Origin of the sequence: Streptococcus sp. M334, assembly GCF_000187745.1 — a bacterium.
Taxonomy (GTDB): domain Bacteria; phylum Bacillota; class Bacilli; order Lactobacillales; family Streptococcaceae; genus Streptococcus.
This window is the reverse complement of record NZ_GL732486.1, coordinates 299525-315736: the sequence shown is the minus strand read 5'-3', so window position 1 is coordinate 315736 and position 16212 is coordinate 299525. Positions and strand designations below refer to the sequence as shown.

Annotated in this window: 16 protein-coding genes; all 16 read right to left on the bottom strand. The window is 41.8% G+C overall.

Annotated elements, in window-relative coordinates:
- Nucleotides 1-237 precede the first annotated feature (237 nt).
- The 16 genes from HMPREF0851_RS15505 to HMPREF0851_RS06035 all read right to left on the bottom strand — a co-directional run bounded on the left by HMPREF0851_RS15505 (nt 238) and on the right by HMPREF0851_RS06035 (nt 16191).
- Nucleotides 238-1134, bottom strand: a complete 897-nt coding sequence (locus HMPREF0851_RS15505) for an aldose 1-epimerase family protein (protein ID WP_000234201.1) — start codon at nt 1132-1134, stop codon at nt 238-240.
- A gap of 98 nt (nt 1135-1232) precedes the next feature.
- Nucleotides 1233-2708 carry a PTS galactitol transporter subunit IIC gene (locus HMPREF0851_RS06105; RefSeq protein WP_000338709.1) on the bottom strand — a complete coding sequence of 492 codons (1476 nt, stop codon included), beginning with the start codon at nt 2706-2708 and terminating at the stop codon, nt 1233-1235.
- A 46-nt stretch (nt 2709-2754) separates the two neighbouring features.
- A complete protein-coding gene (locus tag HMPREF0851_RS06100; protein ID WP_000590547.1) occupies nt 2755-3060 on the bottom strand; it encodes a PTS sugar transporter subunit IIB in 306 nt (101 codons plus the stop codon).
- A gap of 38 nt (nt 3061-3098) precedes the next feature.
- The gene (locus HMPREF0851_RS06095; RefSeq protein ID WP_000521986.1) at nt 3099-3575 is read right to left on the bottom strand and encodes a PTS sugar transporter subunit IIA; all 477 of its coding nucleotides are present in this window, start codon (nt 3573-3575) and stop codon (nt 3099-3101) included.
- Between the two features lie 258 nt (nt 3576-3833).
- Nucleotides 3834-5657, bottom strand: a complete 1824-nt coding sequence (gene lepA / locus HMPREF0851_RS06090; protein WP_001047160.1) for a translation elongation factor 4 — start codon at nt 5655-5657, stop codon at nt 3834-3836.
- 78 nt (nt 5658-5735) lie between these two features.
- A complete protein-coding gene (locus tag HMPREF0851_RS06085; RefSeq protein ID WP_000133352.1) occupies nt 5736-6464 on the bottom strand; it encodes a metallophosphoesterase family protein in 729 nt (242 codons plus the stop codon).
- Between the two features lies 1 nt (nt 6465).
- Complete coding sequence (recN, locus tag HMPREF0851_RS06080; protein WP_000923609.1) at nt 6466-8133, bottom strand: DNA repair protein RecN; 1668 nt, start codon at nt 8131-8133, stop codon at nt 6466-6468.
- 6 nt (nt 8134-8139) lie between these two features.
- Nucleotides 8140-8571: an arginine repressor gene (locus HMPREF0851_RS06075; protein WP_001034396.1), complete on the bottom strand. Its 432-nt coding sequence runs from the start codon at nt 8569-8571 to the stop codon at nt 8140-8142.
- Entirely contained in the window at nt 8564-9379 is an 816-nt protein-coding gene (locus tag HMPREF0851_RS06070) for a TlyA family RNA methyltransferase (protein WP_001041064.1), read from the bottom strand. Before HMPREF0851_RS06070 ends, HMPREF0851_RS06075 begins: the two co-directional genes overlap by 8 nt.
- Nucleotides 9372-10247, bottom strand: a complete 876-nt coding sequence (locus tag HMPREF0851_RS06065) for a polyprenyl synthetase family protein (RefSeq protein ID WP_000743846.1) — start codon at nt 10245-10247, stop codon at nt 9372-9374. Before HMPREF0851_RS06065 ends, HMPREF0851_RS06070 begins: the two co-directional genes overlap by 8 nt.
- Nucleotides 10244-10456 carry an exodeoxyribonuclease VII small subunit gene (locus HMPREF0851_RS06060; protein ID WP_000043222.1) on the bottom strand — a complete coding sequence of 71 codons (213 nt, stop codon included), beginning with the start codon at nt 10454-10456 and terminating at the stop codon, nt 10244-10246. The genes HMPREF0851_RS06065 and HMPREF0851_RS06060 overlap by 4 nt, the downstream gene beginning before the upstream one ends.
- Nucleotides 10434-11774 carry an exodeoxyribonuclease VII large subunit gene (xseA, locus tag HMPREF0851_RS06055; RefSeq protein ID WP_000417452.1) on the bottom strand — a complete coding sequence of 447 codons (1341 nt, stop codon included), beginning with the start codon at nt 11772-11774 and terminating at the stop codon, nt 10434-10436. Before xseA ends, HMPREF0851_RS06060 begins: the two co-directional genes overlap by 23 nt.
- Nucleotides 11775-11901: 127 nt before the next feature.
- Nucleotides 11902-12540, bottom strand: a complete 639-nt coding sequence (udk, locus tag HMPREF0851_RS06050) for a uridine kinase (RefSeq protein WP_001181365.1) — start codon at nt 12538-12540, stop codon at nt 11902-11904.
- A 110-nt stretch (nt 12541-12650) separates the two neighbouring features.
- Nucleotides 12651-13529: a tRNA pseudouridine(55) synthase TruB gene (gene truB / locus HMPREF0851_RS06045; protein ID WP_001013287.1), complete on the bottom strand. Its 879-nt coding sequence runs from the start codon at nt 13527-13529 to the stop codon at nt 12651-12653.
- 11 nt (nt 13530-13540) lie between these two features.
- A complete protein-coding gene (locus tag HMPREF0851_RS06040) occupies nt 13541-14815 on the bottom strand; it encodes a DUF2130 domain-containing protein (RefSeq protein ID WP_001002644.1) in 1275 nt (424 codons plus the stop codon).
- A 95-nt stretch (nt 14816-14910) separates the two neighbouring features.
- The gene (locus HMPREF0851_RS06035; protein ID WP_000196326.1) at nt 14911-16191 is read right to left on the bottom strand and encodes an O-acetylhomoserine aminocarboxypropyltransferase/cysteine synthase family protein; all 1281 of its coding nucleotides are present in this window, start codon (nt 16189-16191) and stop codon (nt 14911-14913) included.
- Between the last annotated feature and the right edge of the window lie 21 nt (nt 16192-16212).

Below are 16212 nucleotides of genomic sequence, written 5' to 3'. Positions count from 1 at the left end.
TAGCAGTTTACCTACAAAAAGCTTTCTAGCAGTTTATTGACAAATTGGATTGAATGAGATGAATGACACCTTATTCAAGTTTAGGAAACCAGTTTCCTAGAAATAATCCTTCTCCACGAAAGAGAATATAACAAGTGATTGTTTGTTTGTTACAAACATCATTTGTTGCTTACAAACATAATATACTCCTATTTTATGAAAAAGTCAACAGTTAATGTTTGTTTTTGTGTTTTTTAACTAAAAAATTTCGATGTCAAAACCAATTTGATCCACTTGACCAGGTTCTAGGAGACGAACATTCTTCTTATCTTCTAGACGATCTCCTTCTTCAAGAGATGTTGACAAGCCAGACCATGGTTCAAAGGCAATGAAAGGGCCCTTATTCAAAGTTGACCAGATGATGAGGTTTGGAAACTCTGCAAAGTTCACTTTTAATCCCTTATCATGTTTACGAGAACGAAGGACAATTGTTCTAGATTGCAATTCATCTAAGGTGACTGCATCTGTGCTGAAAAGATCATAACTAAGATCTATTTCTTTTTGTCCCTCTAACCATGGACTTCTATCTTGAAAATCCAGCATACCCGTTTCTGGGAAAGGACGTGGAACAGAGCAAGTCTCTTCTTTCTCAAACTCTAAATAGTAATCTTCATAGACTTCATCATCCAGTAGAGGACAATTAAATCCTGGATGTCCACCAATAAAGTAAGGCATGACCTTGCTAGTTTCTTTATTAAATATTTTGTATTGAGTTCGTACTGTCTTGCCAGTAAGGATATAAGTGATTTCTAGGCGGAAATGATAAGGGTAGTTCTGATAGCTATTCTCATCGTCCTCAATTGCAAAAGTTACACTCTTGTCTGTCTGTTCAACTAATTCAAATTCTTTCTTACGAACCAAACCATGACGAGGAATGTTTCCTTTGCTTTCCTGCCCCTTCTCATCTATATAGAGGGCTGTATCCTCTCTTAATGAACCACAAATAGGAAAGAGAACAGGAGCTTGTCCACTCCAATATGTAGCATCTCCTTGCCACAAATACTCCAGTCCCTCAGCATCTTTTATAGAAGAAAGAGCCCCACCAAAACTGTTAAATTGAACTCTTAATTGTTCTGATTTTAATTCAATTACCATTATTTTCTCCGATTTCTTGATAGTTTATAAAAAACTAGGCTGTCACTCCTAATGGTATGACAACCTAGCTTTAACAATTTACATTTTATAGGAGCGCATTATTTTGCTTTTGCTGCGTACTCTTCGTTACGTTTGATCATTTGTTTTCTGTACCAAGCAAAGATACCGATATAGAATACAAGGAAGACTACAGCACCAAGGATTGCTTTGATATCACCTGTTGTAGTGTTACCAATTGTCCAACCAAGAAGTTTTTCGATTGGTCCTTCAAGAGTTGAGTGAGTAATCAATTGAGTTTGGCTCACACCTGCTGGGAAGGCACCTACACCTTTAGCAAGTTCTGTTGCAAATGGTGCAATAAGTGTACCTGAAAGAAGGAAGAGTGGCAACAAGAGTGTTCCGAAGATGATCATGCGGAGCAATTTACCACGTGTTACAACCAAGAGAGCTGGAGTAACACCCATAGCGATGATACCTGCAAGTGGCAAGATACCATTTCCGACTTTTGAAAGAAGCACAGCTTCAATCAACATGATTGGTGCAAGTACGTTGGCACAAGCCCAGATTTCAGCACGACCAGCGATGAATGGCCAGTCAAGACCGATGTTAAATTTACGTCCTTGAAGACGTTTAGTAGCAACGTTTGTAATACCTTGTGAAAGTGGTTCTACGGCAGCGATGAACCATGAACCGATAAGTGAGAAGAGTTCCAAAGATACACCAGCTGTCAAACCAAGAGACAACCATCCTTTAATAACAAGACGCCATTTATCTGCATCTTCAACACCTGCAATTGGATGTGGAGTTCCCATAATACCGATAACGATACCAAGGATGAAACCGATAAAGAATTTAGAGCCCCAGAAACCGATTTTCTTGTTCAATTTAGCAGCGTCAAAGTCATATTTATCAAGTCCTGGGAAGAATTTTTCAAAAATTTTATCCAAAACCATGATAACTGGGTTCATCATGTAGTTCATGTGAGTTGATGTCATTGGTGATGAACTTGGAGCGTTAAGAAGATCATCAAATGTAGGCTTCATCAAGTCAGAGTTGATAATTTTCAACACACCAACAAGGACGATAGCTGCTGTAGCAATCAAGAGTGAAACCCCTTGGCTCACACCATTGTTGTCAGCATACCATTTAATCAAAAGACCTGTGATAGACAAGTGCCAGATATCAAAGATATCAACGTCAAGTGTATCAGTTTTCTTCATAGCAAGCATCACTACGTTGACAATCAACATGATGAGCAAGAAGTAAAGTGTCCAAGCAGATCCCCAAGTGATTGTGGCAAGTGGTGCCCAACCAACGTCAGTGATACTCAATTGGATACCTGTGTTTTCAACGAATTTTGCAAGTGATGCTGAGAAAGCACCATTTAGCATACCGATGATAGCTCCGATACCAGTAAGAGCGATGGCAAGTTTGATACCACCTTCAAGCGCTTTGGAGAATTTCACTCCAAAAAGTAAAGCCAATACTGTCAAAATGATTAACATGATGACAGGTCCACCCATATCTAAGATGGGCTTGAAAAACTTGCCGATTAGGTCAAAGATTGCATCCATAACAGTTCCTCCCTTTTTATGTTATATGAATGTTAACAAATTAAAATTAGCTTAATCCGTGTTCTTTAATAGCTGCTTCAATATTATCAAATACTGGAGCACTCATCGCTGGGATACGGAATAAGATTGGTCCAGCTTCGATAACTGGGATACCTGGGTCAAAACCAAGATCTGTTGCAGCAATTGGTGTAAAGATGTCATAACCTTTGATAAGGTCTTCATTAACGTCTTTGACCATTACCGCATCACAGTGAACATCAAAACCACGGTTTGAAAGCTCTTCTTCAAGAGCACTTTTAATTTGGTGGCTTGAGTTAACACCTGCACCGCAGGCAGCAAGAATTTTAATCATATGGATTTCCTCCGATTTAATATTTTTAATAGACAAGATTATGCAGTTGCTTCAGCTATATAAGCATAGATAGCTTCTGGTTCAGAAATTTTAGCCAAATCTTCCAAATGACCATTTCCTGTAAAGAAGTCCATCAACTGAGCAAGAATGTTCGTTTGACTTGAGCTTGAGTTATTAATGATAAAGAAGAGCAAGGATACTTCTACTTCCTTATCTGGCGCAATCATATTATGGAAAGTCACCGGTTTCTCTAATCGAACGACTACAACTTTTTCGGCAAGATTATGAATCGTATCTGTATGAGGAATAGCCACATTCGGCAAATCCTTACCCAAAAATTCCATATCTAAGCCAGTTGGAAATGACTTTTCACGCGTGATCAAGGCTTCACGATAAGTTGGAGTTACGATTTCTCGTTCTTCCAATAAAGTGGCAACCTGATCAAAGAGATGTTCTTGATTATTCGCTTCTAAGCAAAACACAAGGTTTTTGTCAAAGAAATGATCTAATCCCATAAGGTTTTCCCTTCTTTCCATTAACTTTATGTTATAAGTATAACACTATATGAAATCGTTGTCAATAATTTTCTGTTCTTTTTTGTCTCTTTTTTTATATTTTTGTTGTTTTTATAGTTCTACTTATTGAAACAAACACATAAACAAACACACTAAACATTTTTTGTTTTGGAATCAAAAAAAGCAGACCATTTAAGCCTGCTTTACTATTGATTCTGATATAATTTTGCTATTAACAAGAAAAGCAATTATGATAACTTATTCTTCATCCATACTCAAGACGCTGAGGAAGGCTTCTTGTGGTACTTCTACTGATCCGATGGCTTTCATGCGCTTCTTACCAGCTTTTTGTTTTTCAAGGAGTTTGCGTTTACGAGAAACGTCACCACCATAACATTTAGCAAGTACGTTCTTACGAAGGGCCTTGATATCAGTACGAGCCACAATCTTGTGTCCAATAGCTGCTTGAATTGGCACCTCAAATTGTTGACGAGGAATAATTTTCTTGAGCTTATCAACGATGAGTTTTCCACGTTCGTAGGCAAAGTCCTTGTGAACGATAAAGCTGAGGGCATCCACCTTGTCTCCATTAAGAAGGATATCCATTTTCACCAGCTTAGACGGACGATACTCTGACAATTCGTAGTCAAAGCTTGCATAACCACGTGTCGAAGACTTAAGCTTATCAAAGAAGTCAAAGACAATTTCAGCCAGTGGAATTTGATAGATAACATTGACACGGTTATCATCAATATAGTCCATCGTCACGAAGTCCCCACGCTTACGCTGTGCCAACTCCATCACTGCTCCAACAAACTCCTGTGGTACCATGATTTGCGCCTTAACATAAGGTTCTTCAATGGTCGCAATCTTAGTTGGGTCTGGAAACTCAGATGGGTTCGACACATCCATAGACTCACCGTCGGTTTGATTAACCTTATAGATAACAGATGGCGCTGTCATGATGAGGTCGATGTTGAACTCACGCTCTAAACGTTCTTGGATAACATCCATATGGAGGAGTCCAAGGAAACCACAACGGAAACCAAATCCAAGTGCCTGAGATGTTTCTGGTTCAAACTGAAGACTAGCATCATTCAGTTGCAATTTTTCAAGGGCTTCACGTAGGTCATTGTACTTGTTTGATTCGATTGGATAGAGGCCCGCAAAGACCATAGGATTCATCTGCTTGTAACCATGTAATGGCTCTGCCGCAGGATTGGTTGCCAAGGTAACGGTATCACCCACACGAGTGTCCTGAACCGTCTTGATAGAAGCTGCAATATAACCAACATCACCAGTCGCAAGGAAATCACGACCAACTGCTTTCGGGGTAAAAATACCAACTTCTGTCACATCAAAGGTCTTGCCATTGCTCATAAGCTGAATCTTATCGCCAGGTTTGACAACCCCATCCATGACACGCACTTGGAGGATAACCCCACGGTAGGCATCGTAAACAGAGTCGAAAATCAAGGCCTTAAGTGGCGCCGTCACATCACCCGTTGGTGCTGGTACTTTTTCTACGATCTGCTCGAGGATTTCTTCAATACCGATACCAGCCTTGGCAGAAGCCAAAACTGCTTCACTGGCATCCAAACCAATCACATCTTCAATCTCAGTACGCACGCGCTCAGGGTCTGCAGCCGGCAGGTCAATTTTGTTAATGACTGGCATGATTTCCAAATCATTGTCCAAGGCCAGATAAACATTGGCAAGGGTTTGAGCCTCAATTCCTTGGGCGGCATCGACCACCAAAATCGCTCCCTCACAGGCAGCTAGCGAACGCGAAACTTCATAGGTAAAGTCAACGTGCCCTGGCGTGTCAATCAAGTGGAAAATATAAGTTTCCCCATCTTTTGCAGTATAATTCAGCTCAATGGCATTCAACTTAATGGTAATCCCACGTTCTCGCTCTAAATCCATACTATCCAAAAGCTGGGCCTGCATTTCACGACTTGAAACCGTCTCTGTTTTTTCCAAAATGCGGTCTGCTAGAGTCGACTTTCCGTGGTCAATATGGGCGATAATAGAGAAGTTACGAATCTTCTCCTGTCGTTTTTTCAAATCTTCTAAGTTCATGATTCTCTTCCTTTCAGGGTATCTATTTATTATAAATTGTTTTTGATAATTTGACAAGACCATACCCTGCTAGGAGTACTAATCTTCAGCGACAAAGCCGTCATTTTCGATAAAGTGGCGTTCTGTCATTCCCTGGTCTGTAAAGACAATCCCGTGAAGGACACCACCATAAACAGCTCCTCCATCCATCCCAATCTTACCATCTTCTGTAGTCCAAAGCTCTGCTGTACCACGTTCTTGCTTCAACAAACCATAAACTGGCGTATGACCAAAGACAATGGTTTTTCCAGTATGATTTTCGGCTTCGTGGAATGGTTTTCTGAGCCAGACCTTTTTATAATCTGTGGTTTCATGCCAGTCATCCAAGGTCAAATCAATACCTGCGTGAACAAAGATATACTTGTCTGTCTCTACCACAAAAGGCATTTGACGAATGAATTCGACCAAATCTGCTGCTTCAGTAGCAACTCGCTTGGCATCCTCAACTCCATCAACTGGTGCATCCAAGGGACGACCCAGGATAGAGTTAATGGTTGTATCTCCACCATTGCGACGATAGTGGTCATAGCTTTCTTGTGGGTCATCAAGCCAAGTCAAAAACATATACTCGTGGTTTCCTGACAAACAGATTGCCCCTTGATTGTCCACTAAGTCCTTGACCATTTCAAGAACACGGCGACTATCTTCACCGCGGTCAATCAAATCCCCTAGAAAGAGCAACTGGGTCTGACCGTCCCATGTTTTGAGAAGGTCTTCTAGCATCCCAGCTTTTCCGTGAACATCTCCAATTACATAATAGTCTGTCATCTTATTTCTCCTTGTTTCTCAACAATTCTCTGGCTTGCGTCAGGGCTGCTTCCGTCACATCATCACCTGCCAACATCTTGGCAACTTCCTCCACTCGCTCTTCAACCGTCAAGAGACGAACAGTCGAAACTGTTGAATGGTCATTGCTAATCTTCTCAATAAAGAATTGATAATCCGCAATCGCAATCACTTGTGGCAAATGGGAAATAGCCAGAACCTGACCATGCTGGCCAATCTTATGAATCTTCTGTGCAATGGCCTGAGCTACACGGCCTGAAACTCCTGTATCCACTTCATCAAAGACAATACTTGTCTTGCCTTCTTTACGTGAAAAGGCAGACTTAATGGCTAGCATGAGACGGGATAATTCCCCACCAGACGCAACCTTGACCAAGGGTTTAAAGTCTTCGCCAGGGTTGGTTGAAATGTAAAACTCAACCATTTCATTTCCTTCACGACTGAATTTGCCCTTACTAAAACGAACCTGAAACTGGGCTTTTTCCATATAGAGGTCTTGCAGTTCTTGTTTAATTTCTGCTTCTAGCTGCTGAGCCAAGTCATGACGAGCAGATGCAAGCTGACCAGCCAAATCAACAAGATTGACTTCCAATTTCTTGAGCTCCGCTTCCATGTCCTCAGACGAAAGGTTATTGCCTGTCAAGAGATTGTATTCTTCCGTAATCTTGGCGAAATAGAGCAAGACATCGTCAACAGTCCCACCATACTTGCGGGTAATGGTATGAAGGAGGTTCAAGCGATTCTCAACCTGCATGAGACGATTGCCATCAAAATCAAGGTCCTCAATGATTGCTTCCAGATGCTTGCTAATATCTTCTAAGACATAGTAGGTCTCAGACAGAGAGCTTGAAATTTCACGGTATTCAGGGTCATACTCTTCGACACTTTCCATGTCATTCATGGCCGAACGAACATTGGCCAGACTTGAAAACTCTTCATTGTCCAACATACTGTAGGCATTGGTTAGGGTATCCGCTATATTTTTATGGTTGAGGAGTTTATCTCGCTCTTGGTTAAGAGACAAGTCCTCACCTGCTTGCAAGTTTGCTGCCTCAATCTCTGCCATTTGAAATTCCAACATTTCGATACGAGCCTTGTGTTCCTGTTGGTTTTTCTTGACTTCCAGGACCTGCTTGCGCATTTTTCGATAGGCATCAAAACTCGTCTGATAGGTTTCTTTCAAGGTACAAAAGGCTGTATCACCAAATTCATCCAACATCTGAATATGAAGTTGAGGACGCATTAACTCTTCTTGGTCATGCTGACCATGAATATCTACCAGATGTTGTCCAATAGCACGCAAAACAGACAGATTGACCATCTGACCATTTACACGACTGATACTCCGACCATTTTGCAAGATTTCCCGACGGATGATAATTTCATCACCCATTTCCAAACCTTGCTCATTAAAAATCTCCTGCAAAAGGCGACTATTTTCAACGGAGAATAGCCCCTCAATCTCTGCCTTTGGCGCACCGTGACGAATAACATCTGTCGTCGCACGAGATCCCAACATCATATTCATGGCATCAATGATAATCGACTTCCCTGCACCCGTTTCACCAGTCAGGACAGTCATCCCCTTTTCAAAATTGAGGGAAATAGCCTCAATAATGGCAAAGTTTTTTATCGAAATTTCAAGTAACATACAGACCTACCAATTTTTTACTTGTTCAAAGATTTCCACAGCTAGACTTTCACTTCTGGCAATGACTAAAATCGAGCTATCATCAGCCAAACAGCTAAAAATCTTGTCCGCAAAAGTCTCGGTTAACTGAGCTTTTACAAAAGCCGTATTTCCTGGAATCACTTGGAGATTGATCATCTTGTCCATCAATTCTGCCGATTCGATATTGTCTTCAGCCAGTTGCAAACTTTTTACGATTGATTTTGGTAATTCATAGACATAGGTGTTATCTCTCAAAGGAATTTTGACAATACCTAATTCTTTTATATCTCGGGATACCGTTGCCTGAGTGGCACTGATACCTGCCTCTTTCAAATGTTCTACAATTTCTTCTTGTGTACCGATTTGATAATCTGTCACAAATCGTCTAATTTTTTCAAGTCTCTCTTTTTTATTCATTTTTAAATTGACTATGCGCCCTCTCTACTACTTCCTCAATCTCAGCAAGAACCTGATTGCTTGCTGACTCTTCTTTTTTTAAATACGCTAAAAATTCAATATTTCCATGTCCACCTTGGATGGGGGAAAAGTCCAAACCAAGGACTGAAAAACCTTCCTCTACTGCCATAGTTGTGACAGATTCAAGGACATTCTGGTGAACCTTGGCGTCGCGAATGATTCCATTTTTCCCAATCTGCTCACGTCCTGCCTCAAACTGGGGCTTAACCAAAGCCACGACCTGACCTTGATTAGCCAAAACACGGTGCAAGGCCGGAAGAATCAGACTGAGGGAAATGAAACTCACATCAATACTGGCAAAGCTCGGTTCCTGCTCGAAATCAGTCTTTTCAGCATAGCGGAAATTGAACTGCTCCATGCTGACAACACGTGGATCTTGGCGTAATTTCCAAGCCAACTGATTAGTACCAACATCAACTGCAAAGACTAACTCAGCACCATTTTGCAACATGACATCGGTAAAACCTCCAGTAGAGGCACCGATATCAATTGTGGTCGCCCCATCAACTGATAAATCAAAGACCTGCAAGGCCTTTTCCAGTTTCAAACCACCACGACTAACATACTTGAGTTTCTCGCCCTTGAGTTTTAGCTCGGTGTCATCTGGAATTTTCTCTCCTGGTTTGTCAAACCGTTCTCCGTTAAGGACTGCTACGACTAGGCCAGCCATGACACCACGCTTGGCCTGTTCTCGCGTTTCAAACAAACCCTGTTTATAAGCTAGTACGTCCACTCTTTCCTTAGCCATTGATTCTCAAACTTTCTACTACTTTTACAATCGATTCTATCTCAAAAGGAACCTGCTGGGCAATGTCGTCTAATTTTGCATTAGCTTGATCCAAAGTCTGGTTACAAAAGATAATAGCCTCTTCCAAGCCCAACAAGGCAGGATAGGTTGACTTTTCTGCATGCAAGTCCTTTTGTGGTGTCTTGCCGATTTCCTCAAAACTGGCGGTCACATCCAGTACATCATCTCGAACTTGAAAAGCAAGTCCAATCAATTCCCCAACAGTTTTCAGCTTTTCCTGCATTTCAGGTGCCAATTCCGCAATAATAGCAGCCGCTTGGAAGGGATAAGCTAGTAGTTTTCCAGTTTTATTAGCATGAATAGTCTGGAGTTCTTCCAAAGACAAATGCTGATGTTCACCCTCCATGTCCAAAACCTGCCCTGCCACCATACCCAGACTACCTGAAGCAAGAGATAGGTTGGCAATCAAGTCCACCTTGATCTGACTTGGCAAATCTGCCTGCGCTATCAAGGCATATGGATCTAGGAACAAGGCATCTCCAGCCAAAATCGCCATTGCTTCTCCAAATTTCTTGTGGTTGGTCAAGCGTCCCCGACGGTAATCATCATCATCCATAGCTGGAAGATCATCATGAATCAAGCTCCCTGTATGGATCATTTCCAAGGCCGCAGCCACCTGCGCGTGAGCAGGTTTGATGGCAACTTGTAAGGCTTCCAAAACTTCTAACAAGAGAAAGGGCCGAATGCGCTTGCCACCAGCATGAATGGAATAGAGAACAGATTCTCGCAAGCTAGAGGCAAACTGCTGGTCTCCATAAAAGTCTTCCAAAGCCGACTGGACAAGAGCTAATTTTTCTTGCTTCTTCATTCAAAATCACTTTCTGTTCCATCTTCTTGCATGACCTTGACCAAGGTCTTTTCAGCCTTGTCCAACGTCGCTTGGAGCTCTTTTGACAAGACCATGCCCTTTTGAAAGGCCGCAATCGCATCTTCTAGAGCAATTTCACCATTTTCTAAACTTTGGACAATGATTTCCAGTTCTGCTAGATTTTCCTCAAATTTCTTTTGTTTTGACATCTTTAACCTCTAATTCTACTTGACCATCTCGCATTAAAAGCGTCACTTGGTCTTTTTTCTTCAAATTTTCAACCGAATCGATAACGGAATCTTCTTTTTTGACAATTGCATAGCCACGCGCCACGATTCGACTGGTATCCAACATCAGCAAGGCTTCTGATAATCTCTTGACTTCAGCAACCTTGGCATCATAAACTAACGCCATTTGGCTACGGAGGAGCTTGTCCAACTGTGCAAGCCGATCCTGATAACGTTGGATTTTAGTAACAGGTGATAACTGGACTAGTCGATGCTTCCTTGCTTGGACCAATTGTTTGTTATCAGAAATCCGTGTTCGTAAACTTTGTTTTAAGCGCAGTTGCAGTTGATCCAAGCGTTGCAAATAACCATCATACAAGCGCTCTGGTTGTCTAAAGATGACTGACTGACTGCATTTTTTTAGGGCTTCTTGTTTCTTAGATAGGACATTTCGGACTGCTGTTGCCATCCGTTTTTCTTGATTTTGCAAATGAGCTAGTATATCCAACTTGGTCACAGGTGTTGCTAGTTCAGCTGCAGCTGTTGGCGTTGCAGCACGGCGATCTGCCACAAAATCTGCTAAAGTCACATCTGTCTCATGTCCTACACTAGAGATAACTGGCAAACGAGATTCAAAAATAGCTCGTACCACAATTTCTTCGTTAAAGGCCCAGAGATCCTCGATGGAACCACCACCACGACCAATAATCAGCAAATCCAAATCGTCCCGTTGATTAGCACGCGCAATATTACGAGCAATTTCCTCCGCAGAACCATCACCTTGCACCTTGGTCGGATAGAGGAGTATATCGACACCTGGAAATCGCCTGCTGACGGTCGTGATAATATCTCGAATAACAGCTCCACTACGGCTAGTTACCACACCAATTCTCTTAGAAAATTGGGGCAGAGCTTGCTTGAAGCGTTCTTGAAACAGGCCTTCTTCTGCCAATTTTTTCTTGAGTTGTTCAAACTGAATCGCAAGCGCACCAACTCCATCAGGCTCAGCCTTTTCTATGATGATGGAGTAGCTACCACTTGGTTCATAGACCTGCACGCGCCCAATCACATTGATTTTCATCCCTTCTTCTAGGTCGAAGCCTAATTTCTGATAAATCCCAGACCAGATGGTCGCTTGAATAACTGCATGGTCATCCTTTAGGGAGAAATATTGGTGAGTAGGTCGTTTACGAAAGTTGGAAACTTGACCAGTTAAATATACCCGTTCCAAGTACGGGTCTTTATCGAATTTCATTTTCAGATACTTGGTCAAAGTTGTTACCGATAAATACTTTTCCATCTCCACCTACTATTCATTTTCTTGCTTTTCTATGGGTATTATTATACCAAAAATATGCCTAAAAATCTCCATTTATGTACCATTATGAGGGAAAAATAGAAAAAGGAGGCAAGGCCTCCACATCTGTTTATTTGCTGTTTCGAGCTTCTTCCAAAATCTTTGCAATCTTGGTTGTCAAAAGATCGATAGCAACAGTATTGCTGACTCCCTCAGGAATGACGATATCAGCATAACGCTTGGTTGGTTCGATAAACTGATGGTACATTGGTTTGACCACACCTAAGTACTGGTCAATAACGCTATCAAGGCTACGGCCACGTTCTTCCATATCGCGCTTGATACGACGAATAATGCGCACATCATCATCTGTATCCACAAAAATCTTGATATCCATCAAATCACGCAGACGCTTATCCTCCAGGACCAAAATTCCCTCAACGATAAAGACATCTTGAGGCTCTTGACGATAGGTCTTGCTGCTTCGTGTATGCTCTGTATAGTCATAAGTCGGAATATCCACTGGACGACCCGCCAACAATTCCTTAATCTGCTCGATCATCAAGTCTGTATCAAAGGCAAAAGGATGGTCATAGTTAGTTTTGATACGCTCTTCAAAGGTCAAGTGAGACTGATCCTTGTAGTATGAATCATGCTCAATCATGGAAATCTTTTCATCAGGAAAATGCGATAAAATGGCTCTTGAAACACTGGTCTTACCACCACCAGAACCACCTGTCACTCCGATAATGATTGGTCTATTTTGCATGCTATCCTCCGTTTTTTTATCCGTCGTCTATTCTATCACATTTTTTACAAAATTTATAGTCTGGTTTGGATAGTTTAGTGGAAGAATTCCATCCCCACACTCCAGTTAAACTAGATAAAAACCTTCCTTGGCTTGTAGAGATTGTCTCGCTTCTCTAGAATGGCAAGCAATTTGTCATCTTCAAAGGCAGCCAATTCTTGGTCTGTTTGGTCTAACTCTATAAAACGACCAAAACGCACTTCTGTAGACTGTTCTGGCGTTAGGAAAACTTTAACAAGATCCCCTGTCCCAATCTCTAGAGGATAGAGAAAGTCCAGTTGACCAGCCTCTACTTTTTCAGCAATTTCTTCCAAGGTAAGAGAGTCTTCTAGTTGTAAACCTGCTGCACTAGTCCGTGTCAGGTATGACATATGAGCCGCATAACCCAGCTTCTCTCCCAAATCAACTGACAAGGTACGAATATAAGTTCCCTTGCTACATTTCACACGAAAAGTAAAACGTGCTAGATGCCCCTCATAAGAAATCGGACTTGTCCGCTCAAAGCTATAAATAGTCACCTGACGTTCTGGACGCTCTACTTCCTGACCAGCACGCGCATACTCATAGAGTTTGCGACCATTAACCTTAACAGCTGAATACATAGGCGGAATCTGACTAATAGGTCCAGTCAAACTCGCAATCGCTTCATCGACAAGCTTTTCATTTAAAGGTGACAAAACAGGCGTCTCTGCGACCACTTCCCCACTAGTATCCTCAGTTGTCGTGGAATAGCCTAGAGTGATTTCTCCCTCATAGACCTTACCCTCGTCCTGCATAAACTCGACCATGCGTGTCGCCTTACCAACCGCAATGGGCAAAACACCCACCACATCCGGATCCAAGGTTCCACCATGACCAATTTTCTTAGTGCCCAAAATCTTACGCAGTTTAAAAACCGCATCATGCGAGGTCATGCCCGCTTCTTTTTTTAAGTTGATAATACCGTTCATATTTTTCTTTCTCACTCCCCCTTCAGCGCTTCAAACTTCGCTTTCATGGTTGGATTTTTACGGGTCAATTTCTTGACGGATACATCTTCCAGCTTATTGTTTGCGAGACGGAGCTGATTTTCAGATGTTGTCAAGAATTTCTTAACCTCTTCCATGCGTTTGATGGCCTTGTCGATTTCATCAATAGCTTTACCAAAGTTGGTCGAAGCTGAATTATAGTTCTTGGCAAAGGCTAGTTTAAAGGCATCCAAGTCTTCCTCAAAATGTGTAATATCTATATTTTGCTCGCGAACCAAGGCCAACTCCTGCTTGTATTTCAAAGAATTAAGCGCCGCATTTCGCAGGAGTCCAATCAACTGGATAAAGAATTGAGGACGGACAACATACATCTTTTCATACTCGTGGCTGACATCAACAATCCCTGTGTTAAAGTAGTCGTTATCGGCCTCAAGCATAGTCACCAAAACGGCATACTCACAGTTCTTCTCCCGACGGTCCTTGTCCAATTCCTTATAAAAATCTGCATTCTTGTGCTTCTTCTCTGTCCCGTCCGCTTCATTTTTCATCTCAAACATGATGGAAATGATTTCAACACCATTTTCATCACATTCACGGAAGATAAAGTCCCCCTTAGACCCACGCGCAGAGACCTTGTTATCCTTCTCAAAGTAGGCATTTGGAAAGGCAAAACTGCGTACCTTATTGAACTCACTCTCTGCATACTGTTCCAGACTTTCACCGATAGCTTTTGTAGATTGTTGGGCCTTGAAATTCTTATAAAATTCGACTTGTTCACTGGCTGCCTTGAGCTGTGCTTCGTAATTTTGCTTAACAGAAGCAAGAGAAAGTTCGTTTTCTTTTTCTTGCAAGAGAAGCTGATTTTTAACCTGGTCTCGTTCTTTTTCTAGGTCAGAAAGGGTCTTCTGTAGCTGATTTTCGTGCTCCAATCGCAAGGTCGCCAACTGGTTTTCCAAGGCCTGTACTTCCTTATCCTTAGCCAATAAAGCCTCATGGCTTGTTTGTTCAACTTCTTTCTTAGCCAATTCTTTTTCTGTATCAAAGTTTTGGATTTGGCTCTGTAATTGCGTAATTTCTTGATCCTTCTGAGCCAGTTTAGACTGTTGCTCATTCATAACCTTCTGCTCAGCCAAGGCCAGTTCCTGCTTCATGCGATTGTGCAGTTCCTTATCAAACTCTGCCGTTCTCACTTGAGACAATAGTTCAGCATACTGACTTTCATTTACTGTAAAGACTTCCCCACAGTTGGGACATTTAATTTCGTTCATATCGTTCCTCTTTCTAGACTTCTGTAACCATTATATCATGCCTAAGGGAAAATCAAAAACAGCGAGTCGAAACCCACTGTTTATCTTCTTTTACTTTAAATTTTTTCCAAGGCCAAGCGCAAGTCTTCAATCAAATCCTCTACATTTTCAAGTCCGATAGACAAGCGGATTTGGTTTGGTGTGACTCCTGCTGCTTCTAGGTCTTTTTCTGACAATTGACCGTGAGTGGTTGTAGCTGGATGAACAACCAGAGATTTAGCATCTGCCACGTTTGCAAGGTCAGAAAAGATTTCTAAATGATCAATAACCTTGCGTGCTTCTTCCTCGCCACCTTTAACATGGAAGGTAAAGATTGAACCCACACCTTTTGGCAAGTATTTCTCAGCTAAGGCATGATAAGGACTATCTGCAAGTTTTGGATAATTGACTTTTTCTACCTTAGGATGGTTGACAAGAAAATCAACAATTTTCTCTGCATTTTGTACATGGCGTTCCACACGAAGTGAAAGGGTTTCAAGTCCTTGGAGCAAGAGAAAGGCATTAAATGGAGACAAGGCTGCACCTGTATCACGGAGCAATTGAACACGGACAGCGATAATAAAAGCTGCTACACCCACATCACGAGTATAGCTCAAATTGTGGTAGCTTGGATCTTCCTCAACAAATTGAGGGAATTTTCCTGAAGCCGCCCAGTCAAAACGCCCGCTATCGACAATCACTCCACCAATAGTCGTACCATGCCCACCGATAAACTTAGTCGCAGAGTGAATGGCAATATCTACACCGTGAGAGAAGACGTTAATCAAATAAGGTGTAGCAAATGTATTGTCAGAAACAAGTGGAATCTGATGCTTATGAGCAATCTCTGCCAATTTTTCCAAGTCTGGAATGTTAATCAAGGGGTTACCCAAGGTTTCAATCAAGACAAGCTTGGTATTGTCATTGATAGCTGCTCCTACTTCCTCCAAATTATCCACATCCACAAAGGTAGTTGTAATACCATAACGTGGAAGGGTTTCTTTCAAAAGATTGAAGGTCCCACCGTAAATAGTTGATGCTGCTACAACATGGTCACCAGCATGGGCAAGAGCCAAAATCGTATAAGTCACTGCAGCCATACCAGATGCTGTTGCAAGAGCTCCGACACCACCTTCGAGAGCTGCAATTCTTTCTTCAAAAGCAGCCGTTGTAGGATTTGTAATACGAGTATAGATATTACCTGGCTTTCTCAAGGCAAACAAATCGGCACCTTCCTGCGTGTCATCAAAAACAAAGGATGTTGTCTGATAAATCGGAACTGCACGAGACTTGGTAGCTGGATCCACAACTTGACCAGCGTGTAGTTGCAAAGTTTCAAATTTAAAATCACGAGTCATAAAACGACCTCCAAATAGTTT